The organism is Solibacillus sp. FSL H8-0538 (genome assembly GCF_038003525.1).
Taxonomy (GTDB): domain Bacteria; phylum Bacillota; class Bacilli; order Bacillales_A; family Planococcaceae; genus JBBOPI01.
On sequence record NZ_JBBOPI010000001.1, the window covers coordinates 2,054,693 to 2,078,898 of the forward strand.

Consider the following 24,206-nt stretch of genomic DNA (forward strand, 5'->3'; position numbering starts at 1 on the left):
GTAATTATTCAATCTACATACTGTATTATGGAGTTTTGGAACCATAAACCTATCTATGAATCGACTTCCAAAAAAACAAAAGCGGTTCAGAAATTACTTCTGAACCGCTTTTCCATTTTATACTGTTGCCTTTTCACCAATAACTACTGGATTAATCTTCGCGACGACAATGCTATTAATCGCATTAATGTATGCCATTGCAGAAGCTTTTAAAATATCCGTATCCGCTGCTTTTGCGATATACTTTTCGCCTTCATGTTCAACGATGATTTTTACTTTACCTAGTGCTTCTTGGCCGCGTGAAACAGAGCTAATATTATATTCCACAAGCTTCACGGGAATTTGCGTTACTTCAGCAATAGCTGAATACAACGCATCAATTGGGCCTGAGCCAACCGCACTTGTTCTAAACACTTCTGTTCCTTTGCTTACTTTCACACTTGCTGATGGGAACGAAGAGTTTGACACGATTTGCAGGTCATTAATTTCATAAAACTGGTCAGAATAACATTGTGAATTGGGGTTATTTTTTTCTGTTTTTTCATAATAGTTTTCTACAATTACGTATAAATCGTGATTATACACTTCTTTTTTCGAATCCGCTAATTTTAAGAAGCCTTCGAAAATGCCTTCAAATTCTTCTTCAGAAAAATCTTTAAAGCCAAGTTTCGATAATGCATTTTTTACCGCATGACGACCAGAGCGTGCTGTTAATACTAGTTCCATATCATCTAGACCCACATCTTCTGGATGTACAATTTCATATGCATCACGAGATTTCAACAGGCCATCTTGGTGAATCCCTGATGAGTGTGCAAAGGCATTATCCCCTGTGATTGCTTTATTTACCTGTACGTCTAGACCCATGAAGCTTGATACTAGGCGAGATGTGTTCATAATTTCCTTCGTATTAATGCCTGTATAGATGTCATAAATATCACCGCGTGTTTTCATGGCCATGACCACTTCTTCAAGTGCCGCATTCCCCGCACGCTCGCCGATTCCGTTAATTGTACATTCTACTTTATCTGCGCCGTTTTTGATTGCTGCTAGTGAGTTTGCTGTCGCCATACCAAGGTCATTATGGCAGTGAACCGATAGTAGCACAGAATCATCTAGGTTTTTCATACGGTAGTTCAGTTTCGCGATCATTTCACCCCACTGCTCTGGCTCCGCGTAACCTACTGTATCTGGTACGTTGATCATTGTTGCGCCAGCTCTCATAACTGCTTCGATTGTTTTCCAAAGGTATTCAAAATCAGAACGAGATGCATCTTCTGTTGAATATTGTACTTGTGGTAATAAGGATTTTGCATATTTCACGGCATCTACACCGATTTGTAAAATTTGGTCTTTTGATTTACTGAATTTTTTTTCTACGTGGATATCAGATGTTCCAAGCACCATATGGATCATTGGGTTTTCTGCATATTTTACTGCATTGTACACAGAATCAATATCCGATTGCACTGCACGCGCTAACGCTGTAATCATAATATCACCTGTGTTACCTACCTTTTCAGCGACCGCTTTGACGGCTTCAAAATCGCCTTGAGAGGAAGCAGGGAAACCAGCTTCGATAATGTCAACGCCAAGCTTTTTGAGTTGCTGTGCGATCTCTACTTTTTCGTATAAATTTAATTTTGCTCCTGGCACCTGTTCGCCATCACGTAACGTTGTATCAAACACCCAAATTTTTCTACTCATTTCCAAAACTCCTTTTCAATTTAGATTTGAACCCTCGTGAGCCCGCTTTTGACAATTAGAAAGATACCTTTAGCCCCTAAATAGAGTAAGATGATGTACTTTCTTAACCAAAAAAAACTCGCCCCTACGGAAAAAAAATTTCCATAGAGACGAGATTCACTCGCGGTACCACTCTAGTTTGAACGCACATTACTGATACGTTCCCCTTATCAACAGCTATCACTGTCTAGCCCGTTAACGGAGGCAACCGACATCCCCTACTATTATTTCAAGGAGTAGCTCATGGACGAGTTCGAAATACGTGTCTACCGGTTCACACCATCCACCGGCTCTCTTGAAGTACACGGGCATTCTACTATTTCCAATCGAGGCTTCACTGTTCTCTTGTTTGAAAGTTTAAAACAGTTTACCCCGAATTGTCAACATTTTTCAGAAAATAAATACTTTTCTTTATTAACTAATTTCTTTAGTTAAACAAGAATCTCGTTATTAAATACGATCGCCGTTAAAGATCGAGTTTTTCACTACAACATAATCTACATTGCGAATCGCATCTAGTTTTTTACCGCCAGAATACGAAATAGCTGATTGTAAATCTTGCTCCATCTCGATTAATGTATCTTTTAAGGCACCTTTATGCTCAACGAACATTTTTTTACCTTCGACGTTTTTCTTCTCGCCTTTTTGGAATTCAGATGCTGAACCGAAGTATTCTTTTACTAATTTGCCGTCTACTTCGATTGTTTGGCCTGGTGATTCTTCGTGACCAGCAAATAGTGAACCAATCATAACCATAGACGCACCAAAGCGAACAGATTTTGCGATATCGCCGTTTGTACGGATCCCACCGTCAGCAATAATCGGTTTAGATGCAGCTTTTGCACACCAGCGAAGAGCCGCTAGCTGCCAGCCGCCTGTACCGAAGCCTGTTTTAATTTTTGTAATACAAACTTTACCTGGCCCAATACCGACTTTAGTTGCGTCCGCGCCAGCGTTTTCTAATTCACGAACTGCTTCAGGTGTACCAACATTACCAGCGATTACAAAGCTCATTGGTACATGCTTTTTAATATGCTGAATCATATCGATTACTTGATTCGAATGACCGTGCGCGATATCGATTGTAATGAATTCTGGTACAAGACCTTCTTTTGCAAGCTCTTCGATAAATTCGTATTCTTCATCTTTTACGCCAACACTAATTGACGCAATAAGATTTTTTGCTTGCATTGTACGAATAAACTCGGCACGCGTTTTAGGATTGAAGCGGTGCATAATATAGAAATAACCATTTGCTGCTAGTTTTTCAGCAATTGTTTCATCAATAATTGTTTGCATATTAGCCGGTACGACCGGAAGTTTAAATGTGTGCCCACCTAGCGTTACCGAAGTATCGCATTCTGTGCGACTCTTCACGATGCATTTTGCGGGAATCAACTGAATATCTTCATAATCAAATACTGTATCCATAAATAACACTCCTAAAAGACGAATAATATTATATTTTTTTAAAAAAACGTTCGCCATCTGGTAATTTACCGTATATTTATATAATTGTCAACGGGTTTTCATGAATTCGCTTACATTTTCAATAGATATTATTTTCAAAAAGTAATTTTTCCACAAAATGTTAACAATCCCTTATTGAATGCGCTTAAGCATACGAATGTAAACCAGCAATAACAAGGTTTACGAATACTTGATTGAAAATAATGATGCCAAACCCGATGATCACCATCCAAGCTGTCCGTTCCCCTTCCCAGCCCTTGGATAAACGGAGATGTAAAACCACTGCATAAAATAAAAACGTAATAAGCGCCCACACCTCTTTAGGATCCCAGCCCCAGTAACGGCCCCATGCAATTTGTGCCCAAATCATTGCAAACATTAGTCCCCCAAGCGCAAACAGTGGATAACCAATTACTACAGCGCGGTACGATATTTCGTCCATTAATGCGGGATTGACCTTATTCGTGAGCGGCTTCAATAATATGGCCAAGCTTTTGCGGGTGATTAGTCGAATAAGTGCATACAACGCTGTTCCAAAAATAAATGCCCATACAATAGTATTGAGTTTACGTGCCTCAATTGAATTTGGTATTTCAACAAGTCCGATTGCATCGCCTTCCGCTGTCAACGCTCCGTCGTTTACAATCAGTGGAAACATGGAATAAATCGTTTTCTCCTGACCTTGAACCCCTTCAAAAAATAGCGTTCGATCATCCATAGTGACGCTAAAAATTGTAGCCGCGCCAATGAATCCAATTGTCACAACTAGTCCATACAGCACTAACTCTAATGCCCGTGTGCTTGTCGTTTTTTTGTGTACATCTAAAACGCGTAGTAAATAGATAATTCCAGTTGCAAACGCGACGGACAAAATCGCACTTGAAAAAGCAACCGTAATCACATGGATGGCCAACCAATTACTCTGAAGAGACGGAACAAGTGGCGACACTTCCTTTGCAAATACGCCACCATAGCCAATAATAATGAGTGACACTGGTAGCGAAAACAACGCCACAATTGTTTGCTTATACAAATGATACAAAATTAACGTACTGCCAGTGAGCATAATTCCAAAGAACGTCATAAATTCATACATATTACTGACTGGAGCATGTCCAACCGCCATCCATCTAACGAGAAAATACGTAAGCTGCAGTAAAAATGCTGCGTAAGTAAGCGCCAGTCCCACCCGTTCAAAAAGCTTACGAGAAGACTTCACCGCTAGTCCAAACGGAAAAATCGCTATTAATAATAAAATAAAGGCGATAAATAGCACGTTACTACTTAAATTTAATAATTGATCTGCATTCACTTTTATAACCCCCTAAATTGATTGAAGTTTTCACCTCAAGCATTAGAACGTTATCAAATTAAAAAGTATCCTTATATCCCTATAAATTACATTCCAAACAATTATATTGTGAAATTTTTGTTAACTATTAAAGGAACATATTTACTTCCACTCCGAGATAAGTCTATTGTTTTTTCGTTAACTACATAAAATTCATAGTTGACACAAATATATTTATTACTTATTATTTGTGTTAACCTTATTTGAATATAAAGTTTACTTAATTCAATTTTACTATTCATAAGGTAAAAATATTTTTTTCGAGGTGTTATTGTGGAAACAGTATCAAAAGCTAATTCAACATGGCGAACAATCGACTTAGCACATTGCGGACTATTTGCAACGCTAATGATGATTGGTGCCAATATTACTTCGTTTGCACCATTCCTTGTTGTAGGTGGCGTACCGATTACCTTACAAACATTTTTTGCAGTTCTTGCAGGGTTGGTACTTGGCAGTAGAAAAGGTGCCATCGCATGTACGGTTTATATGCTAATTGGTATAGCTGGAGCCCCTGTATTTGCAAAATTTAGCGGCGGCTTTTCTTCAGTCCTATTGCCGACTTTCGGATTTATTGTTTCATTTATTTTTAGTGCATTTGTAGCAGGTTGGATCGTTGAGCGTTATAAAACTCTCCCTTCTTACATAATTGCAGCGCTTGTCGGAACGGCTATTAACTATGTTTTCGGTACTAACTGGATGTATTTTGCGTATACATTATGGGCGGGTGCCCCAGAAGGCTTCACTTACAAAATGGTTTGGCTTTGGATGGTTGCACCAATTCCAAAAGATATCATCTTAGCAATTTTTGCGGGCTTCTTTGCTTATCGTTTACAAAAAGTGTTAAAAATAATCCCTATAAAATAATGGTTAAAATATTTTAGAAAGACACAACTCGCCCAAAATAGGGGGAGTTGATGTCCTTACTTATGTGGATGAGAAAGTTATTCTTTCTTATCCATCAATGAAAAGAGGCAAACATTATGAACTGGCAAACACTAGCCGAAGAAGTTATTACTGGTAAAGAATTAACAAATGAAGAGGCTCTGGCCATTTTAACAACAGAAGATGATGAACTGCTTCCCCTACTGCAAGGTGCTTTTACGATTCGTAAGCATTACTACGGGAAAAAAGTGAAATTAAATATGATTATGAATGCGAAAAGCGGCTACTGCCCAGAAAACTGTGGTTATTGTTCGCAATCTTCAGATTCAACGGCGCCAATTGAAAAATACCCATTCATTTCAAAAGAAGAAATTTTGGCAGGAGCGAAACGTGCATTTGAAAACCAAATCGGCACGTACTGTATCGTCGCAAGTGGACGTGGACCTACACGTAAAGACGTTAATGTTGTCAGTGAGGCTGTAGAAGAAATTAAAGAAAAATATGGCTTAAAAGTATGTGCTTGCTTAGGTCTTTTAAAAGAAGAACAAGCCGAACAACTTAAAAATGCGGGTGTCGATCGTTATAATCACAACTTAAATACATCTGAACGCCATCACGATTATATTACGACTTCACATACATACGAGGATCGAGTGAATACAGTGGAAATTGCCAAAAAACATGGTATTTCTCCATGCTCAGGTGCAATTGTTGGGATGAAGGAAACGAAGGAAGATGTAGTAGATATCGCGCGTGCACTTCGCCGTTTGAATGCAGATTCTATTCCCGTTAACTTCTTACACGCCATTGATGGTACAAAACTAGAAGGTACGAAAGAACTGAACCCGCGCTATTGCTTAAAAGTACTGGCACTGTTCCGTTTTATGAATCCAACAAAAGAAATTCGTATTTCAGGTGGCCGTGAAGTGAATTTAGGCTCGCTACAACCATTGGGACTCTATGCTGCCAACAGTATTTTCGTCGGGGACTATTTAACAACTGAAGGACAAGAAGTAAATAAGGATTATTTAATGCTACAGGATTTAGGTTTCGAAATCGAGCTTGCTGAAAAACAGGCTAAACTGATTAACGTCTAAACTTTGAAACACAACTCGAAATTATTACAGCGCGTATGATGTGGCCCCTTTACTTAAATTCATGTTCGCCATCATTCCAATCCGCCAATATTGAATTAAAGCAGTACATCTTTACGCAAGGCACAAACGATGCCCTTCCCGTGACACGTAAATATATGTATCAATACTAAAACTAAACCTGACTTTTGGCGTATGATGCTGAAGTCAGGTTTTTACAAATGTATGGCTACATTAAAGCTGTTTCGAAATAGAATTAAGCATATTGAGTCACCTTTTAATTTCTGCTGGTAGTTGTATAAAGATTTATATCTTTGAGAGGACCCAGAGATTTAGTGCGTTCGAGACCTGGGTTAGTGCGTTCACACTAAGTTAGTGCGTTCGGGACCTCGGTTAGTGCGTTCACCCTGGCCTTTAGTGCGTTCAGAACCTAAGTTAGTGCGTTCACCCTAATCTCGTTAGCCGGATACCCCAAATTCAATTCATCCACGAACTTATTTAGAGCGCTACCCTAAAAAATTTCACTTTCTTCTCCACCAAAAAACCGCCCCCACTACCAAAATCGGCAATGAAAACGGTCTTTCTAAAACAGATTATTTCTCTGAAACGTGTATAGTCGCGCCTTCTGTAATGGTATTCCCGATTGTACAAGCACGCTCCACAATGACTAATAATTTTTTCTTATACTTTTCTTCCATATTTGCTGGCATTTCAACCGTTGTCTCAAAATGTGTGAAACGATTTGTTACGCCCTCTGCTTTAGAAGCCTTCACTTCGATTTTTAAATCATTTAAATCCACGTTCATTTCATCGCGTTCTAAAATCTTTTCCATTGAAATCGATACACATAAAGCTAATGCTGCTTCTAATAATTCCTTCGGTGATAGCCCTGCTTGATCAGGTGCTTTACTACCGATTATTTGCATGCCTGCACCATTTGAAATTTCATTTTGTCCTTGCTTCCATTGTAATGTTGTCATAACTTCGTCTCCTAATAATCAATTCGAACTTGGCAGAATTTTATTTGCTACTCTATTAAACTAAATGACAGGCTACTTTTTGTTGCGGCTTAATTTCGCGCAATTCCGGTATGTCTGTTTTACACTGTTCTGTTGCAAATGGACAGCGGGTATGGAATACACAGCCTGTTGGTGGATTCAGTGGTGACGGAATCTCCCCCTTTAACACAATGCGTTCGCCAAGCCCAGCATTTGGCACGGCTGAAAATAGAGCCTTTGTATATGGATGCAATGGCTCAGCAAATAAATCATCCGTCAATGCCTCTTCCACAATTGTGCCCAAATACATAATGCCAATACGGTGTGAAATATAACGAACTACGCTAATATCATGCGTGATGAAGAGCATCGTTAAGTTCATATTCTTTTGTAGTGCCTTTAAAATATTTAAAATTTGCGATTGAATCGATACGTCAAGTGCTGAAACAGGCTCATCACAAATCATCACTTTCGGGTTCAAGATGAGTGCTCGCGCGATTCCTAAACGCTGGCGCTGACCACCTGAAAACTCATGCGGATAGCGGAAATAATGCTCCGCCTGCAAGCCGACTGTTTCTAAGATGTGAAACACCTTCGCTTGGCGCTCCGCTGAGTCCCCGATTCCGTGAATGATAAGTGGTTCTTCTAAAATAGAACCGACTTTTTTACGAGGATTCAGTGAAGAAAACGGATCCTGGAACACCATCTGCAGGTCTTTGCGGAACTTACGCATTTCACTTTTAGAAAGCTTCGTTAAATCCTCCCCCTTATAAAGCACCTGTCCCCCACTTGCCTCCGTTAAACCGAGTAGCGCACGTCCAGTCGTACTTTTACCAGAGCCGGATTCGCCTACTAGTCCGTATGTTTCACCTTCATATAGCGTGAGCGACACATCTTTCACGGCACGCACATTTTGCTTCACGCCGCCAAGCTTGCCGAATGCACCGTAAACGGGGAAGTTTTTTTGCAATGAAACGACTTCAACGAGTGCCTTTTGTTCTGTCGTCATGCGCCAAAACCTCCTTTTTCTACATCATATAGCCAGCACTGTACGCGACGCCCTGGCTCCACTTCAACAACTGGAGGCTTTTCCGCACGGCATAACTCCGTCGCAAACGGACAACGCGTCGAGAAATTACAGCCCTTTGGAATATTTGTTAATGAAGGAACGGTCCCCTCAATAACATGTAGTGGTGCATGACGATCTAGATCTAACTGCGGAATTGACTGAATCAACCCTTGTGTATACGGATGCAGTGGCTTGTCAAATAACGCTGTAGTTGGCGATTCTTCGATAATTTGCCCTAAGTACATGACCTTCACACTCGTACAAATATCCGCAACAACGCCTAAATCATGTGTAATAAATAGCACACCCATGCCGAGCTGCTTATTTAACTCCACCATTAAATCTAAAATTTGCGCCTGAATCGTTACGTCAAGCGCCGTCGTTGGCTCATCCGCAATGAGCAATTTCGGACGACAAGCAAGCGCCATCGCTATCATTGCGCGCTGCTGCATCCCGCCTGATAATTCATGCGGGTAATCATCGACACGGCTTTCCGGCGAAGGAATTCCTGTTAACCGAAGCATGTCAATTGTCCGTGCACGAGCCTCTTTTTTCGATAATTTTTGGTGATAACGCAAAACTTCACTAATTTGGTTGCCAATTGTGTAAACCGGATTCAATGAAGTAAGCGGATCTTGGAAAATGATTGAAATGTCATTGCCGCGGATTTTTTGAAGCTTCTTTAATGGTAATGCCAGTAAATCTTCCCCCTCAAACAGCACTTCCCCGTCATATTCAACGGGGTCCGTATGTTCAAGCAGGCGTACAATGGACTGAGACATAACACTTTTACCGCAGCCCGATTCACCAACAATCCCGATGATTTCACCCTTTTCCACTGTAAAACTTAAGCCATTTACAGCAGTTACACGTCCTCGCTCTGTATGAAAATGTGTTTTTAAATTTTTCACTTGTAGTAGAGGCGTCGTTGTCATAAAAGTGCCCCCTTAGCCTTTTAGTTTTTTTCTTTTCCTAGATGGAATGTTTTTCGTACGCGGGTCTAAATAATCTCGCAGTCCGTCCCCTAAAAGATTTAGGCTCAGCACGGCTAATACAATAAATACCCCCGGCACAACAACCATCCACCATGCTTTATAAATCACAAGCTTCCCGGCCTGTAAAATATTGCCCCAACTTGGCTCTGGTGCTGGAATTCCTGCACCTAAAAAGCTTAACGCCGCCTCTGAAATAATCGCTTCGGCAAAGACAAATGTTGCCTGCACAAGTAGCGGTGATAATGTATTTGGCATAATGTGCAACCAAATAATGCGTGAATTACTCGCCCCTTGCGCATGCATCGCTTCAATATACGTTTGCTCTTTAATCACAAGCGCTGAAGCCCTTACGACACGAGCGATATTGGGAGTAAAGACAATCGTTAACGCAATAATTACGTTCAGCGATGACGCACCCAATGCTGCCATTAATGAAATCGCTAATAAAATCCCCGGAATTGCGATTAACCCATCACAAACCCGCATTAAAATATGATCAAGCGGTTTATAATAACTCGCATAAAGTCCGATAATTAATCCGAACAACGATGACAATAATGCCACTGTTACTCCGACAAATAGCGATACGCGAGCTCCGAAAATAATGCGCGTCAATACATCACGGCCAAACTCATCTGTTCCAAAAAGATGTGCTCCACTTGGTGCTAGTAAACGGTCCACAATCGACATTTCATACTGATCATAGCTCGTTACATACGGTCCGATTACGGCCATCAACACAAGCACAAGGAAAATGAAACCGCCGATGAGTAAATTGTAATTTTTTCTGAAACGTTGCCAATTTAACTTACGCTGCTCCGCTTTAAACGTTTTACGTAGCTGGGCAACTGTTTCTTTATCTCGTACTGAAACCATCTGTTACCCCTCCTACTTGCGATCCAGTCGTACGCGCGGATCAACAACGCCGTACAGTAAATCGATTAGTAAATTAATCATGACATACATAAATGTTACCGCGAGAACGACCCCTTGAATAACCACAAAATCACGGCGCACAATCGAGTTCATAATGAGCTGGCCAAGTCCTGGTATATTAAAAATCGTTTCTACGACAACCGCCCCTGTCACCAATGTCCCAAATGTTTGACCAATGACTGTCAAAATCGGTAAAAAAGCATTTCGGAACGCATGCTTCATTAGCACATTCCATTCCTTCATGCCTTTTGCACGTGCTGTTTTAATATAGTTTAAATTGAGCACATCCAACATTGAAGAACGGGTCATCCGTGTAATAAGTGCGGCTTGAATGGTGCCAAGTGAAATCGCCGGTAAAATTAAATATTTGACATGCTCCCATAAACCGTCCTCTAGCGGTGCATATCCGGCAACGGGTAACCATTGCAGCTTCACCCCGACGACAAGCATTAACAATAAACCAAGTAAGAAGCTGGGTACGGCCATCCCAAATAATGACATGCCCATTAATGTAGCGTCTGTCGCGGAGCCGCGTTTATAGGAGGCAATAATCCCGAACGGAATTGCTAACACTAAGGCAATTACTTGTGCGATCACCGCTAGTGAAAAAGTTGGTCCAACATGCTCGGCAATCGCCTCTGTGACCGGCATTTTCATAAAGAGTGAGTTGCCAAGGTCGCCTTGCAGTAACCCTGCTACCCAACTAATATATTGTTCGTGAATTGGTCGATTAAACCCTAGCTCTTCATTGAGCGCCTCAATTTGCTCCTGTGTCGCCTCCATCCCTAATATCGTAGCAGCAGGATCCCCTGGTGTAATATGAATAATGAGGAAAATAACGATCGACACAACGAAAAGAACGGGAATAATCGATAAAAGTCGTTTAAAAATATAAGCAAACATTGACAATTCCCCTTAAATAAATAGTGGTAAAAATAGTATAACTTGCTAGAAAGTAATTGGAAATGGATAAAGAGGTTGTCTTCAAGAGACAACCTCTTTTTGCGGCAAAGGCCTAGTTAAAAGAACAGGACCGCTATTATTTAGCTAATTTTGCATTCCATACAACTGGTGCTTCAAATAGCTCAAAGCCTTCTAAATCTTTATTAATTGCAACAACACCGTTATAGTGGCCGATGACTGTTGATGATGCATACTCATACATATACGTTTGTACTTTTTCCCACTCTGCTTTTGCTTCTTCAGGAGTTGAAGCTGCACGCGCTGCCGCTAAACCAGCCTTAATTGTTTCGTTATCAAGTCCAGCCCAGTCAGGTGTTACTGCTAATAATTGTGCAGGTGTAATTTGGTAACCTGTGCTCGCTACGAAAATATCCCAAGTAGATCGGTCATTTTTCGTTTCTAACCACGTTGGGAAGTCGAAAGTTTCAACTTTAACATTCATGCCGATTTGGCGTAATTGTTCTTGGATTACTAATGTAGCTGTGTACATCTCGTTATAATCTTTTGTTGTTAATAATGTAATTTCTTCACCGTTATAACCCGCTTCAGCAAGTAATTTTTTTGCTTTTTCTGCATCTGCTTGGTTATAGTACTCAGCGCCCGCTTCTGTTGACCACTGTGTTTGGTTTTGGTTTAAATAACCTGGTGCTAATGCATAAAGCTCTGGTTTTGCAAAGCTTGCTAACATAATTTCTTCGTTGTTAAACGCTGCTAGTACGGCTTGACGAATTTCTTCATTTGCTAACACACCTTCATTTGTATTGAAGAAAGCTGTTAACGTACCACCTGGGAATGTTTGAAGTTCGACATTTGGATCCGACGCTAATTGGTCATAGTTTTCGATTGGAATACTATCCGCGATATCATACTCACCAGTTTGAACACCCGCAATACGCGTAGAGTGATCTGTTACGAAATGATAGTAAAGATTTTCTGTTGGTGCTGTAATTTCACCCGTAAAGCCGCTTGCATCGCCTTCAAGTGATACGTAATCAGCGTTACGTACTAAATGGATATACTGATCTTGCTTCCACTCTTGGAATTTATAAGCACCTGTTCCGATATACTCAGAGAACCCTTCTGCAGTAGCTGATTCAACAATTTCTTTAGGCATAATTGCTGGGAATTGTGCTTGAGAAGCCATCAAAATTAATACATCTGAAGTAGCTGTTTTCGTTGTTAATTCAACTGTATATGGATCAACTTCTGTAAAGTTTGCGCCTTCTAAAAGTGCTTTTGCACGAGACGAAGTGACTAACCAACGATTCATTGATGCAACAACGTCCGCTGCAGTCATTTCGTTGCCGTTATGGAATTTAACGCCTTCACGTAATTTGATTGTGTAGGTTTTGCCATCTTCGCTCACTTCATAAGACTCAGCTAATACTGGCTGTGGTTCATAGTTTTTATCCAGTTGGAATAATTGTTGATAAATATTCCCAGCGATATCAAGAGCAACAGCTGATACAGTTTGCGCTGAATCCAGTGTTGGTGGTTGTGCAGTTAATGCAATGTTTAGTGTGTCACGGTATTCTACTGCTTGATCTGCTTGCGATGTTTCATTTGTGCTAGTAGAAGATGAATCTTTGTCGCCACATGCAACTAATGCCGTTGATAATAGTAATGCTGCAAGTGGTAATTGCCATTTTCTTAACTTCATAATCGAACTCCCTTTTCTTGTAATTATTAGCTTATCTTAAAAACATATCAGTTTACTATGTTTTAATATGAATTAATAATATGTTAAATTCATAATGATTGTCAACAAAATCTTAATAATCTTTTTGTAATTTTTGTAAAACGTATTCGAAATGCCTATTCGTGCCCGTTTACACGCGGGCACGCTGCTTGAGAGCCCGAAGTGAACGTAAACGCTCCACCACTTGAGGGCAGATTGCGACTTCGAGCGTGCGGTACGAATGACTAGACATTACTAAAAAGTTATACTTTCATATCCACTAAAAAAGAGCTCTACCGCATGCAGTCGGTACAACCCTCTTCCTAAATTATTCTTCTAGATATGAGCAGCAGTAATCCGTTACCGCATGCACTTTTAGTTGGAACTTATCATTCGCCGGCACGTAAAAAATGCCGCTGCCTTCGATTGTTTGCCACTCGCCATCTGTTAGTTTATATGAGAGATGCCCTGCTGTAATTGCCATTTCTTCCTTAAGTGCTGTTGAAAATTCATATTCCCCTGGCAACATAATGCCTAATGTTTTTTTCGTGCCATCCGGTAAAATGGCAGTTCGGCTCGTCACTTTCCCGTCGAAGTAAATATTTGCTTGCTTGTCTAATGTTACGTTTACTAATTGTGTCATAATTCCCATCCTTTTTGCTTAATTAATTCACTATAGCATATTTACGAAATGAAAATTCAGACTATTTTTAGATGAGATTAATGCTAAATAGGGATGTTATAACAATCCATCCACCTCAGCCAATACATCCCCTACTTTCCCTTGGATGACGAGGTCAAAATCATGTGCATGCTGTGCAACGTCTAAGTTAATATACACTAGCTTGCCGCGCGTCATGGCTGGTAGCTGGTTGACCGGATATACTTCTAAGCTCGTACCGATGACAATAACTAAATCAGCCTGCTGAATTGCCCGCAGTGAATTTGTCCACGCCCTTTCAGGCAACGTCTCGCCAAATAGCACAACATTTGGACGAAGTGGACCACTACAATACGTACAACACGCATCCGCTAAAAATCCACCTAGCTGACCCGGCTTGCCGCATTCACGACAACGTACTGTTTGAATATTGCCATGTAGCTCTTCCACCTGTTCACTACCTGCTAGTTGATGGAAGCGGTCCACATTTTGCGTAGCTACAAGCGCTACAAGCCCACGAAGCTCCCAGTTAGCAAGAATATCATGCCCTGCATGTGGCTTGCAATTAGCCAGTGCCTTTATCCGCATTTGATAAAACTCACGGAATAACGGGTAATTATGCTCCAGTGCGTCAACACACGCTACTGTGCGCGGATCAATATTACGCCACCAGCCCGACTCAGAACGAAAATCCGGCACCCCGCTTTCAGTTGACATCCCGGCCCCCGTTAGTACAACGGTATTAGTTGATGCTAAAAGCCAGTCCTTTAATGTAGATATTGACATCGGTCTCACTCCTTCACGTAAATGGGTGACTATTTCATACCTAATATTTTCCACCATCTAACACGCTAACACAATTAAAAAGATATATCTCACCTAAAGTAGTAATTGTTTAAACAAAAAAAGACCTGAGTCCGGTATTAAACCGGATTCAGGTCTTTAAACAAATTCCGAAGAATTAAAGTTTTACGATGTTTGTTGCTTGTGGTCCACGGTTGCCTTCTTCTACTGAGAATTCAACTTTTTGACCTTCGTCAAGTGATTTGAAACCGTCACCTTGGATAGCTGAGAAGTGAGCGAATACGTCGTTTCCGCCTTCTACTTCGATGAAACCGAAACCTTTTTCTGCGTTAAACCATTTTACTGTACCTTGTGTCATTTGAATGACCTCCAATAATAAATTTAAAAATACTCGTTTTTTCAAGGGATCAAAAAAATTCACTTATTACAAAAAGTACCGAACAAACACGATTACTCTTTGTAATAGGTGAATTCAATTTTTCCTATTGAAGGAATATAATTATTACCCTTATAGTATAACAGCTTAACCAATTTGTCAAACATAATTTCGGGATTTTTTTTGAGTACCTTGTGAACATCGGCTTTTCTTTCTAATTGGGGTGAGCGGATTGTGGATGAGCATGGCGAGATAATATGTACTTCAACGTAAATTACTTGTAATGCTACCTAACCGACTTTTTAGGAAGGACTGCGATGATCTGCCTTTGGAATATATACATTATATAGCCCACGCTGATCATCTGGTAAAGAACGAAGCGCCAAAAACGAAAAGTACTCACCACAGACGCCCTTATTCGTAAAAATTTTACCAAGCGAATTCCCCGACTGTTCGCGGTATGTTGTATGCGCCTTTACTAAATTATTTTCTTTTATTGTCTTAGCAATCTTTTTTTTAAGCTTTTTAAAGAAACTCATGATCTCGCTCCTTACTATATTTTTTTCGGGTTCTCTGTCTCGTATGGAGGGCCGAAATAATTACGTTTAATTAATTTTTATTAAATTTATTATGGCCATTTGTTCAAATAGCCATAATTGATATACGACTTATTTGAAATTAAGCGCCCATGACACATATTTACGGATAAGTTGTATCTAGAATTGGTCAATCCGCACATTTTGTTAAAAAAATTCCGTCAATAATATAACTTTACTTAAAAAAAGATTGAGCAATTTGAATTTTAGAGATGACCGTTTTTTATGCGATTATCCTTTTAGATGCTAAAACACTCATTCTTCTTCAAAATTATGGGTATGTAAGGGAGTGAATCCTGCTTTAGATAGTGAGCAAATGTAAATTTTGTCCTTCCATTTGTTTTATGGATCGCCTTTGATTTCTTGAGTGGTTAAGGGTGTGCCTCTGCATCTTATTAATTTAGTTTCGTATATTTTAAACTTAAAAAGCTAACAATGGAATTAATATGGAGTTTTACCGTTCTTCCAAAAATGCTTTTTTACATATAGAGGTGAGGGATGTACATGTTTTGGAAAAAACAATCAAATGAAAATAAGCATGATTCTCAATCAAACGCAGAATCAGAATTATCAATAGAAGCTCTAAAAAAAGCCCTCGTTCAAATGGATGATGCGGAATTTGTGGAAATCAACATTTCTGAAAATCGAAATGTTGATCTTATCTACGTAAGAACCCTTATTGACCAAGAAAGATTAAATGAAAGCATTGTAAAACCTTTATCTAACTGTTCCAAACAATCCATTCAGGAATGCAATGTTCACTCAACAATAAACTCTATTTCCACTTTTAAAGAAGCAAAAAAGCAGCTGTTTAAAGGAGCAGTCTTGTTATTTGACTCTTCGTCAAACCTTTGGTTCGCTATCCCTTTAGAAAATCCACTTGGACGTGCAATTGAACCATCCGATACTGAAACCATCCTTTTAGGAACAAAAGACAGCTTCAGTGAACAGCTAGAACAAAATATTACGCTCATTCGTAGACGTCTTCCAACACATGATCTGAAAACAGAGAAGTTCACCGTTGGTTCTTTAAGTGAGACAAATGTGGTCTTATTATACATAGAAGGGCTGACCAATCCAGAATTTGTTTCAACCGCCAAAAAGAAGATTTCGGAAATTAATTATGATCTCTTCTTTGATTCTTCTCAAGTAGCGGCATTCATGGAGGAACATCATGACAGTATTTTTCCTCAGTTTCAGCAAACTGACCGACCTGATGTTGTTGCTTATTCTTTGGGATTAGGAAAAATTACGATTTTGGTAGATAATACGCCTTTTGCTCTCGTTGCCCCAATTACTATTTTTCATTTGTTCCAATCACCAGAGGATAATATTAATCGATGGGTAGTTGCCAGTTTTTTGCGCATCATCCGATATGTAAGTTTTATTCTGTCTATCACATTGATACCATTCTACGTGGCATTAACAACTCATCACTATCAAATGATTCCTTTACAAACACTTTTCGTCCTGGTGGAGTCAAGGAGCAAGCTTCCGTTCACTCCTTTTTGGGAAGCATTTATCATGTTGATTTTTATTGAAATTATAAAAGAAGCAAGTTTAAGGATGCCAACAAAGACCGGTCAAACACTTGGGGTTATTGGGGGCATTGTAATTGGTCAAGCAGCAGTTGAGGCTGGTTTGGCAAGTAAGGTGTTAATTGTCATGATAGGGATTTCAACTATCGGATCCTTTCTTGTTCCTAATTACCTTGTGACAAAGGCGAATTCATTGATTCAATTCATTCTTCTTGTATTTTCTTCGTTTCTTGGGATAGTAGGGATTATTCTGGCAATGATTATCATTTTAGCCCACCTTAATAGCTTGTCTTCACTCAAGCAGCCATATTTATCCCCTGTTGCCCCTTTCTACGGAAAAGATTGGCTTGACCTATTCATTCGAGGGCCTTTAGTCAAAATGAAGGAGCGTCCAGAACATCTTAAACCGCTGAAGATGAAGAGATATCAAACTAGGAGATGAACTGATGGAAGCCCTTCAATTATTTAATAAGAATGAAACCTATAATGGGTTCTATGTCATGTTGATGGTAAATCGCCTCCAAATGCTTTACTTTTTTTTGATTATGCCAAGATTTTTGATCCATTCATATATGATTTGGGTGATTATAGCGGTCGGCATATTGTCTCAACTAAACATTCTTCTTTTATCCAAATGGTTTTTAACCCGGTTTTCTAGCGAAGGATACAACGGATTTGTCCAATTATTCGGAAAAAAACTTGTACGTCTCCTCTCATTCATCGGGTTGTTCTTTATCCTGCTTAAACTTTTCGTGATTGTGTTAGGATTCTCAGAAATGGTTCAAATATTTATGTTTCCAGCTACAGATTCAAATTGGCTTATCTTTTTTATTCTGTTGTCTTGTTTGTATGTAGCATGGAAGGGCGTTGAAAAAACTATACGTTTTGTCGTGATTTCATTTTTGTGTACATTTTGGATGTTCTTATTCTTTGCTTTTTTCTTCTTTCCTCCAATAGCGCAACTCAGTGATTTGTATCCGATTATTCCAATGGAATTAAGCTGGAATTCCTGGAAAGGAATATTTTTAATTTTATCTTCATTTTCAGGGCCTGAATTTCTGGTATTTTTGGGACCGTGGTTTAAAACAAATAATAAGACATTTCGCTATTTGTCTTATGGCAATGCTCTAACCGTTATAGAGTATGTATCCTTATATATGGCGTCCTTATTCTATTTCGGTTCCAATTATTTAAGTAAAAGTCAATTCCCAATTGTCACTATGGCCCGTTATTTTCAAAATCCAGTAATTGAACGTATTGATATGGTCATGCTTTCTTTGGAATTATTTAACATCGTCTTTGCGGTTTCAATTTTTCTACTGCTGTTTTATGGAGCATCTAAAATAGCTACTGGGAAAATGGAGAGACCACCGAGTCGAGTAGGCTTTTTATTCAGTGTATTCATTATTTTAATTGGAATGATTCTTGTGAATGAATGGATTTGGAAGTCAGATGAAAAGCAGGTTATTTTACTTAATCTTCAAATTTTAGCAGGAAGCTTAAGTTACTTAGTGGTTCCAATTATTATTATCGTAGTGATGAAGATAAAGGGGTTTAATAAACATGAGACTACGAAAGAAGATGGCTAAAAAATTGTCAATCATATTTATGGCATTATGGTTAACTGGATGTGCCCCTTTTACTGAAAATAACATTATTGAAGAGCTTACTCCAGTCACATTTTTATCACTTAGTAAAGGGGATGAAGGTAAAATAAAAATCAGTACTATTTTGCCTTCCCTAAGCAAAGAAAAAAAGAGTGTAATGACGCAAGAAGTAAGCTTAATAAAGGAGGGATTAAGGAATTTTAATTTAAACTTCTACCAGGAAATGAAATCTGGGCAAATGCGAATGCTGATAATTAATGAAGACCTCGGAAAAGAGGGGATTATGTCCATTATTAATGTGTTCTTGACTGATCCGGATATTTCTTTGAGGATGTATTTAGTTATCGTAAAAGGAAATTTTGAAGAATACTTGGAAAATCAATTGGACAAACAAGAAAATCTTGATTACTCTTTTTACCGAATGCTGAAGCACTATGAGGAAAAAAATCAGGGAGAATTAAGTGTCGTTAATCTACATGAATTTAAAAATTGGTTATATACTCCTTATTCAGATCCTTTCTTACCTGTATTCAATATAGAAAATGACGCAATCAGCTATGAAGGTACAGCCCTGTTTCAAAATGATAAACTAGTTGAAATAATAACAACTTTTGATGATCGTATCTTCCAGCTGTTAAACAACGATCACTACTTAGCAGTTTTACCGATCCCAGAACTAAAAGTTGTTTTAGGTCATGTTAGGTCTAAAACGAAAGTGGATATCAATAAAAGCTTGTCTACAATGACCTATACAGTGAATATAGACTCAAGAATTGAAGAATACCGGGGAGAAAAGCAATTATTTGACCCAAAGGATTTAGAAGATTTGAAAAAAAATATCCAATCCAATCTTGAAAAACAAACTCAAGAACTAGTAAAAAAGATGCAAGAATTGAATGTGGATCCATTACAGCTAGGCATCCATACATTAAAACCATTCTCAAAACCAATGGATGAAAAAAAATGGATTGGACTTTTCGAGAAGATGGACATTAAGATTGATTATCAGTTTAATATTGAGCCTTTGACGGATTCAAACGCAAAAAGTTAATTACAATAAAAGCAAAAAACGCACTCACGTGTATGGTAAAGTCTTTTTATAAAACTAAAGATTGCTTATTAGAGAATAAAAAAAGCGATTTAAATCCCACCGTAAAACCCAATAGAAAATATAATAAATGAAAAATCATTTTCGGTAAAGATTTGAGAAGGACCTTCAACTATAAGATTCTCTTTTACTGCAAGTATTTTAAATTCGGCAGAGTTGAAAGAAATGACGATTAAATAAGTCACGTCAAATACCTATATGTATACATCATAGCTACTAGTTGTCCTGTAGAGGAGAGAAAGCGAAGCGCGGTAGGAAAGATGAACAATATCTACTCTAGGAAAAGAGCAATATGCGTCAACAAATCATTTTTTATCATATCCCAAGTAAATCTTTGCCCCTCTGTCTCTTTGAGTTTTGAATCAACATTAGGTAGCATCATTATAATAAGTGCCGAAAATAATAAAGCCACTACATTCACATGGATGGCAGTATAAGGAGTACCCAACCAAAATAAAATCCCAGCAATGGCGGGACCTATTAGTGAACCACACGAGTTGATAAAACTTCGCAGTGCATTAAAGCGTTGCCGATCTTTTTCAGGTATTAGTTTAGTCATATAAACCATAGATGTAGGTTGAAAAAGGCATTTGCGTCTTCGGTTGTTTTGGATATTTTATATTGCGAGGAGTTCTTTAGTACCCCTCCCGCTCCTCCGCTACTTGTGTCAGCCAAGGTTGCACTTCTCCGTACTTCATTGCTTTTTGCAGTCTCATTTTAATATACTGTTGCAGCTCAGGATCTGTACAGAAGATAAAGCAACCTTTTTGCCCACGTGTCATGAGGGTCCGGTATGTGTTACGAATGATCGGATCAGCTTGGCGCATCGCTTCTTTAGGATTTTCCTTCATCATCTTCTTGATACCTTTGAGGGATTGGTCGGTTTTAGCTCGTTTTGTGTGGTCTGTGATGACTTGTCCATTTTCATAGCGTAAATCGTCACCGATAATCACGCCAACATAGTCAAACTCAAGTCCTTGAGCCGTGTGAATACAGCCCGCCTCTCGAACCGAATTATTTTCGATCGCCCATGTGTTGTGAATGTTCCAGCTGATACTGAAATCTTGTTCAGGGATCGAGATATCAAAATGATTTGCATCAGTGCGCCCTTCTTTTGGCCATTCCCAGCAATAGCCTGCCATAATGCGCGATTTATTGTTACTATTATTGAGCTGTTCAATTTCTTTTAGCAACTCATTCGGATTATCAAATACACGCACATCATATTCCATTCCATAATCATGTGTATTAGCTGTTTCACGAATTTCAAGAACATCGTCAAGCCATGCAATATAGGCATCTGAGCCGTCGCATCTGAACTGAGAAGTCAATTGCCCTGAAATGACCTCTGCTTGAAATTCTTTCGCATACTGTTTGATCACATCAACGCTACCAATATCACTTAGCGTCACCTTTTGATTTTCATCAATGAAGAACAGGCTAAACTTCGCCGCCTTAATAAGCTCCTTCACCTGATTTTCGCCTTTATTTTTGAACATACCGGACTTTTCATTTAGACGGTGCGCTTCATCTATAATAATGACATCTATTTCGTTCAGCTCGGCTTCAGTAAAGCTTCCTGACCCCTTGAACAAATTATCGATATGCGTTTTGCGGAATGTGCCCTTTAGTTTTGTCGCATACACATCACGAGGTGCAGAATTTTTAGACACATAGAGAGTCATTAGCCCTTGATTAATAAGATTCACAAGCAAATTTATCGCCATCACGGACTTACCTGTACCCGGTCCACCTTCAATAACCATCACTTGCTTCTTATGATTCTGCACACAATCCAAAGCCAAATAGAGTGCATCCTCGTAAAACACCTTTTGCTCATCAATCATGATGAATTCCTCATTACCCTGTAGCATATTGCTTAAGTAATCTTGAAGTGATTTCGACGGTCTAATGCGCCCATTTTCAATTTGAAAAATAAGCTGATTTTGATCGCCCTTACGAATATATTTTTTAATAAAATCACGTAATCGCTGAATTTCACCTTTTGTAAATACAGGTGCCTTCTCTAAATGCTCAGCATATATTGCATCCGTTAACGGATCTTCCTCCGTCTTACGGTAATTATGTAAATAGGCGCAGGGATTTAATCTAATATGTTTATCTTGTACGTTTTCATTGAAATCCTCTATTAGCGCTGCATATGACCAAGCCTGATACGATGGATGCGTGACCTCACGCAAACCACGTCCTAGCGCAGTCCGCACCAGCGCATCTTTGCCGCTAACTTTTTCTACTTCCGTCCACTGCTTTAGCTCCACAATAACAACATGATCCTGCGTTCCATCATTGCCCGCCACAATAAAATCTACTCGCTTTGACGTATTCGGAATCTTAAACTCAATCGCCACTGCCGCATCACTCGGAATATCCTGATCCTGCATCACATTCGACATACGCTGCAACGAATTTTCCCACGACAAAATCTCCTGCTTCGACGTCCGGCCAATCTTCTCCTGATACGAGGAATACAAACGCTCTACTAACAATTCATTGGTTACGTCAGATATAAACTCGGTTTTTGTTGATTCGTAAATGATCACAAGTATCACATCCTTTCATTAATATTCCTACGTTAAATGCTCATTTATCTAATCATAACAGAATTAAAATGGAAAATACCCACAAATGCCGTTATATCAACATTTGCGAGTATTTCAATTTGTATTAAAATGATTTTGATTTGTTCTAAGAATACCAGTATTCAGGACATAAAAACCCTTGTAAATACTGAATTTACAAGGGTTTTAGTGGCGTGTGTAAAATTTTTTTAAATGATTTGGCAATGTAAATCTCGAAAGTACATATTTCTCTTTCTTTAATAGTGTCTTGCCTCAAGCATAAATTTTTTCGCTAATTACATCATACTGCTCATAAAGCGAAAGTGTACAATATCTTTAACGATGTGTTCCAAAAGTGCGAGATATCAAGGTTTGTAAAAATCAGAGGTATAAAATTTTTAATAAGGTATTATCGTTTCCCACTGAATTGCGTTAGCAAAATGTTAACAACTAGTTACACACACCACCTGTGTGGAGTGTATGTGGCAACACATGAGATGTCGATGAGTTTAAGTAATTGGCTAGCTACAGTTTTTTTAATTTCTTTATTGTATCGTTTTTGGCTCATAAAACAGACACGTCCTATCTCGGTTTTTATAATACCCGTTAACCAAAATGTGTCTATGAATTTAATCTACATTCACCTGAATTCCCCTTGGTTATTAACGCGTCCGCATCGAATTAGTATTAAAGCATTTTCAAAAAAGAACATATTCATTCATCTTAGGTGTATTCCCATCAACAAACGTTTTTTAGAATACTACATAATAAAAGAACACATCCATAGTCATGAATCCGTTCATAAATGATTTTACTTGTTCAACCAAATGTCGTCCTGCATCTTTCTATCTCTCTCCATTATTGACTCAATATAATTTGCCAATCGCATGACTACTTTGCAATGTGTAAATCCATTTTGCTTAAAAAGGGCTCTATGCACTCCTAAATCTATGATTACTGACCGTTCTTCATGTTTTCTTGTGCTATTTTTACTAGCTCCTTAACCATACTCCCCCCGATTTTCCCACCTATTTTGCCTGCATGAAATGAAGTAAGTTGTCCGTTATATCCATCTTCCAGAGGAATACCTAATCCTTTTGCTACTTCAAATTTTGCATCTTCAGGTTTATTTGTACCGATGATTTCCACTTTTAATGCATTAAGCGCCTGTCTTGCTTCAGGTACAAGAATTTTATTTCGACTTTTCCTTCCCATCGAATCCCTCCCTTACTTTTTAGCGTAACCAGTAAAAGCATAAAAATGTTAAGTAGATAATGTAAGTCATTCATCATTTATGTAATTAGTGTTCAAACTGATTTCAAAAGTAAACCAGTTTTTAAAATCAGAATATTTTTAAAGTTTAGGTAAAAACAGCAGCTTTATTCATCTATCTGTTATATAATAGAAAAAAATAAATTAATTGTTATATATCAAAAGGGAGGGATTTTAAATGATTTCAGAACAAGAGCGTCAAAATATGGTTCATTTTTTAGTTATGTATTTTGGATCAGATCTAAATCAGTTGAAAAATTTGAGTGATTCTATGTTAGAAAGCACATACGAATTCGCCTATACTAGAACATTAATGGAATGTGATTTCTAGAAAAGAACCCAAATAGCAAAAAATAAACGCTGAATTCACAAAAAAAAATGCGTATGGAAAAATAAAAATATTTAATACTATTAAGGATTTCACTTCAAATTCAATGACTAGGAGGGTTAACCCGATGAGTGCGAATGATCGTTATCTCT

At 38.6% G+C, this 24,206-nt stretch carries 22 protein-coding genes and 1 other annotated feature; of the genes, 6 read left to right on the top strand and 16 right to left on the bottom strand.

Annotated elements, in window-relative coordinates; all coding sequences use genetic code 11:
• Positions 1-117 precede the first annotated feature (117 nt).
• The 3 genes from MHH87_RS09710 to ccsB all read right to left on the bottom strand — a co-directional run bounded on the left by MHH87_RS09710 (position 118) and on the right by ccsB (position 4,528).
• Positions 118-1,707, bottom strand: a complete 1,590-nt coding sequence (locus tag MHH87_RS09710) for a 2-isopropylmalate synthase (protein WP_340749106.1) — start codon at positions 1,705-1,707, stop codon at positions 118-120.
• Between the two features lie 142 nt (positions 1,708-1,849).
• Positions 1,850-2,085 (bottom strand) — a binding site (T-box leader).
• 111 nt (positions 2,086-2,196) lie between these two features.
• Complete coding sequence (gene guaC, locus MHH87_RS09715) at positions 2,197-3,177, bottom strand: GMP reductase (protein ID WP_340749107.1); 981 nt, start codon at positions 3,175-3,177, stop codon at positions 2,197-2,199.
• Between the two features lie 184 nt (positions 3,178-3,361).
• Complete coding sequence (ccsB, locus tag MHH87_RS09720; protein ID WP_340749108.1) at positions 3,362-4,528, bottom strand: c-type cytochrome biogenesis protein CcsB; 1,167 nt, start codon at positions 4,526-4,528, stop codon at positions 3,362-3,364.
• A 312-nt stretch (positions 4,529-4,840) separates the two neighbouring features.
• On the opposite strand from ccsB, the gene MHH87_RS09725 reads away from it, so the two are divergent.
• Both MHH87_RS09725 and bioB read left to right on the top strand, forming a co-directional pair.
• Entirely contained in the window at positions 4,841-5,434 is a 594-nt protein-coding gene (locus MHH87_RS09725) for a biotin transporter BioY (RefSeq protein ID WP_340749109.1), read from the top strand.
• 116 nt (positions 5,435-5,550) lie between these two features.
• A complete protein-coding gene (bioB, locus tag MHH87_RS09730; RefSeq protein ID WP_340749110.1) occupies positions 5,551-6,549 on the top strand; it encodes a biotin synthase BioB in 999 nt (332 codons plus the stop codon).
• 590 nt (positions 6,550-7,139) lie between these two features.
• On the opposite strand, the gene MHH87_RS09735 is transcribed toward bioB, so the two are convergent.
• From MHH87_RS09735 to MHH87_RS09780, 10 genes are all read right to left on the bottom strand, one after another.
• Positions 7,140-7,526, bottom strand: coding sequence for an OsmC family protein (locus MHH87_RS09735; protein ID WP_340749111.1), 387 nt, complete (start codon positions 7,524-7,526; stop codon positions 7,140-7,142).
• A 55-nt stretch (positions 7,527-7,581) separates the two neighbouring features.
• The gene (locus MHH87_RS09740) at positions 7,582-8,553 is read right to left on the bottom strand and encodes an ABC transporter ATP-binding protein (protein WP_340749112.1); all 972 of its coding nucleotides are present in this window, start codon (positions 8,551-8,553) and stop codon (positions 7,582-7,584) included.
• The gene (locus MHH87_RS09745; protein ID WP_340749113.1) at positions 8,550-9,548 is read right to left on the bottom strand and encodes an ABC transporter ATP-binding protein; all 999 of its coding nucleotides are present in this window, start codon (positions 9,546-9,548) and stop codon (positions 8,550-8,552) included. The genes MHH87_RS09740 and MHH87_RS09745 overlap by 4 nt, the downstream gene beginning before the upstream one ends.
• Positions 9,549-9,560: 12 nt before the next feature.
• Positions 9,561-10,484 (bottom strand): ABC transporter permease, encoded by a 924-nt coding sequence (locus tag MHH87_RS09750; protein ID WP_340749114.1) that lies wholly within the window; start codon positions 10,482-10,484, stop codon positions 9,561-9,563.
• A 12-nt stretch (positions 10,485-10,496) separates the two neighbouring features.
• Positions 10,497-11,447, bottom strand: coding sequence for an ABC transporter permease (locus MHH87_RS09755; protein WP_340749115.1), 951 nt, complete (start codon positions 11,445-11,447; stop codon positions 10,497-10,499).
• A gap of 136 nt (positions 11,448-11,583) precedes the next feature.
• On the bottom strand, positions 11,584-13,167 hold the full coding sequence (locus MHH87_RS09760) for an ABC transporter substrate-binding protein (protein ID WP_340749116.1): 1,584 nt from the start codon (positions 13,165-13,167) through the stop codon (positions 11,584-11,586).
• A gap of 346 nt (positions 13,168-13,513) precedes the next feature.
• Positions 13,514-13,828, bottom strand: a complete 315-nt coding sequence (gene ppnP, locus MHH87_RS09765) for a pyrimidine/purine nucleoside phosphorylase (RefSeq protein ID WP_340749117.1) — start codon at positions 13,826-13,828, stop codon at positions 13,514-13,516.
• A gap of 96 nt (positions 13,829-13,924) precedes the next feature.
• On the bottom strand, positions 13,925-14,632 hold the full coding sequence (locus MHH87_RS09770; protein WP_340749118.1) for an NAD-dependent deacylase: 708 nt from the start codon (positions 14,630-14,632) through the stop codon (positions 13,925-13,927).
• A 175-nt stretch (positions 14,633-14,807) separates the two neighbouring features.
• Positions 14,808-15,008: a cold-shock protein gene (locus tag MHH87_RS09775; protein ID WP_340749119.1), complete on the bottom strand. Its 201-nt coding sequence runs from the start codon at positions 15,006-15,008 to the stop codon at positions 14,808-14,810.
• Between the two features lie 320 nt (positions 15,009-15,328).
• Positions 15,329-15,565 carry a hypothetical protein gene (locus MHH87_RS09780; RefSeq protein WP_340749120.1) on the bottom strand — a complete coding sequence of 79 codons (237 nt, stop codon included), beginning with the start codon at positions 15,563-15,565 and terminating at the stop codon, positions 15,329-15,331.
• Between the two features lie 561 nt (positions 15,566-16,126).
• Between MHH87_RS09780 and MHH87_RS09785 the strand changes: the two genes are divergently transcribed.
• From MHH87_RS09785 to MHH87_RS09795, 3 genes are read left to right on the top strand one after another with little or no spacing between them, the layout of a single operon-like run.
• Positions 16,127-17,602, top strand: a complete 1,476-nt coding sequence (locus MHH87_RS09785) for a spore germination protein (protein ID WP_340749121.1) — start codon at positions 16,127-16,129, stop codon at positions 17,600-17,602.
• Positions 17,603-17,606: 4 nt separating this feature from the next.
• Positions 17,607-18,749 (top strand): GerAB/ArcD/ProY family transporter, encoded by a 1,143-nt coding sequence (locus MHH87_RS09790; RefSeq protein ID WP_340749122.1) that lies wholly within the window; start codon positions 17,607-17,609, stop codon positions 18,747-18,749.
• A complete protein-coding gene (locus tag MHH87_RS09795) occupies positions 18,724-19,818 on the top strand; it encodes a Ger(x)C family spore germination protein (protein WP_340749123.1) in 1,095 nt (364 codons plus the stop codon). The genes MHH87_RS09790 and MHH87_RS09795 overlap by 26 nt, the downstream gene beginning before the upstream one ends.
• 328 nt (positions 19,819-20,146) lie before the next feature.
• On the opposite strand, the gene MHH87_RS09800 is transcribed toward MHH87_RS09795, so the two are convergent.
• From MHH87_RS09800 to MHH87_RS09810, 3 genes are all read right to left on the bottom strand, one after another.
• Complete coding sequence (locus MHH87_RS09800; RefSeq protein ID WP_340750959.1) at positions 20,147-20,488, bottom strand: MFS transporter; 342 nt, start codon at positions 20,486-20,488, stop codon at positions 20,147-20,149.
• 22 nt (positions 20,489-20,510) lie between these two features.
• Complete coding sequence (locus MHH87_RS09805; protein WP_340749124.1) at positions 20,511-22,436, bottom strand: DUF2075 domain-containing protein; 1,926 nt, start codon at positions 22,434-22,436, stop codon at positions 20,511-20,513.
• 972 nt (positions 22,437-23,408) lie between these two features.
• On the bottom strand, positions 23,409-23,669 hold the full coding sequence (locus tag MHH87_RS09810) for an alpha/beta-type small acid-soluble spore protein (protein WP_340749125.1): 261 nt from the start codon (positions 23,667-23,669) through the stop codon (positions 23,409-23,411).
• Positions 23,670-23,904: 235 nt separating this feature from the next.
• Between MHH87_RS09810 and MHH87_RS09815 the strand changes: the two genes are divergently transcribed.
• Positions 23,905-24,057, top strand: a complete 153-nt coding sequence (locus MHH87_RS09815; protein WP_340749126.1) for a BH0509 family protein — start codon at positions 23,905-23,907, stop codon at positions 24,055-24,057.
• The last annotated feature ends 149 nt before the right edge of the window (positions 24,058-24,206 follow it).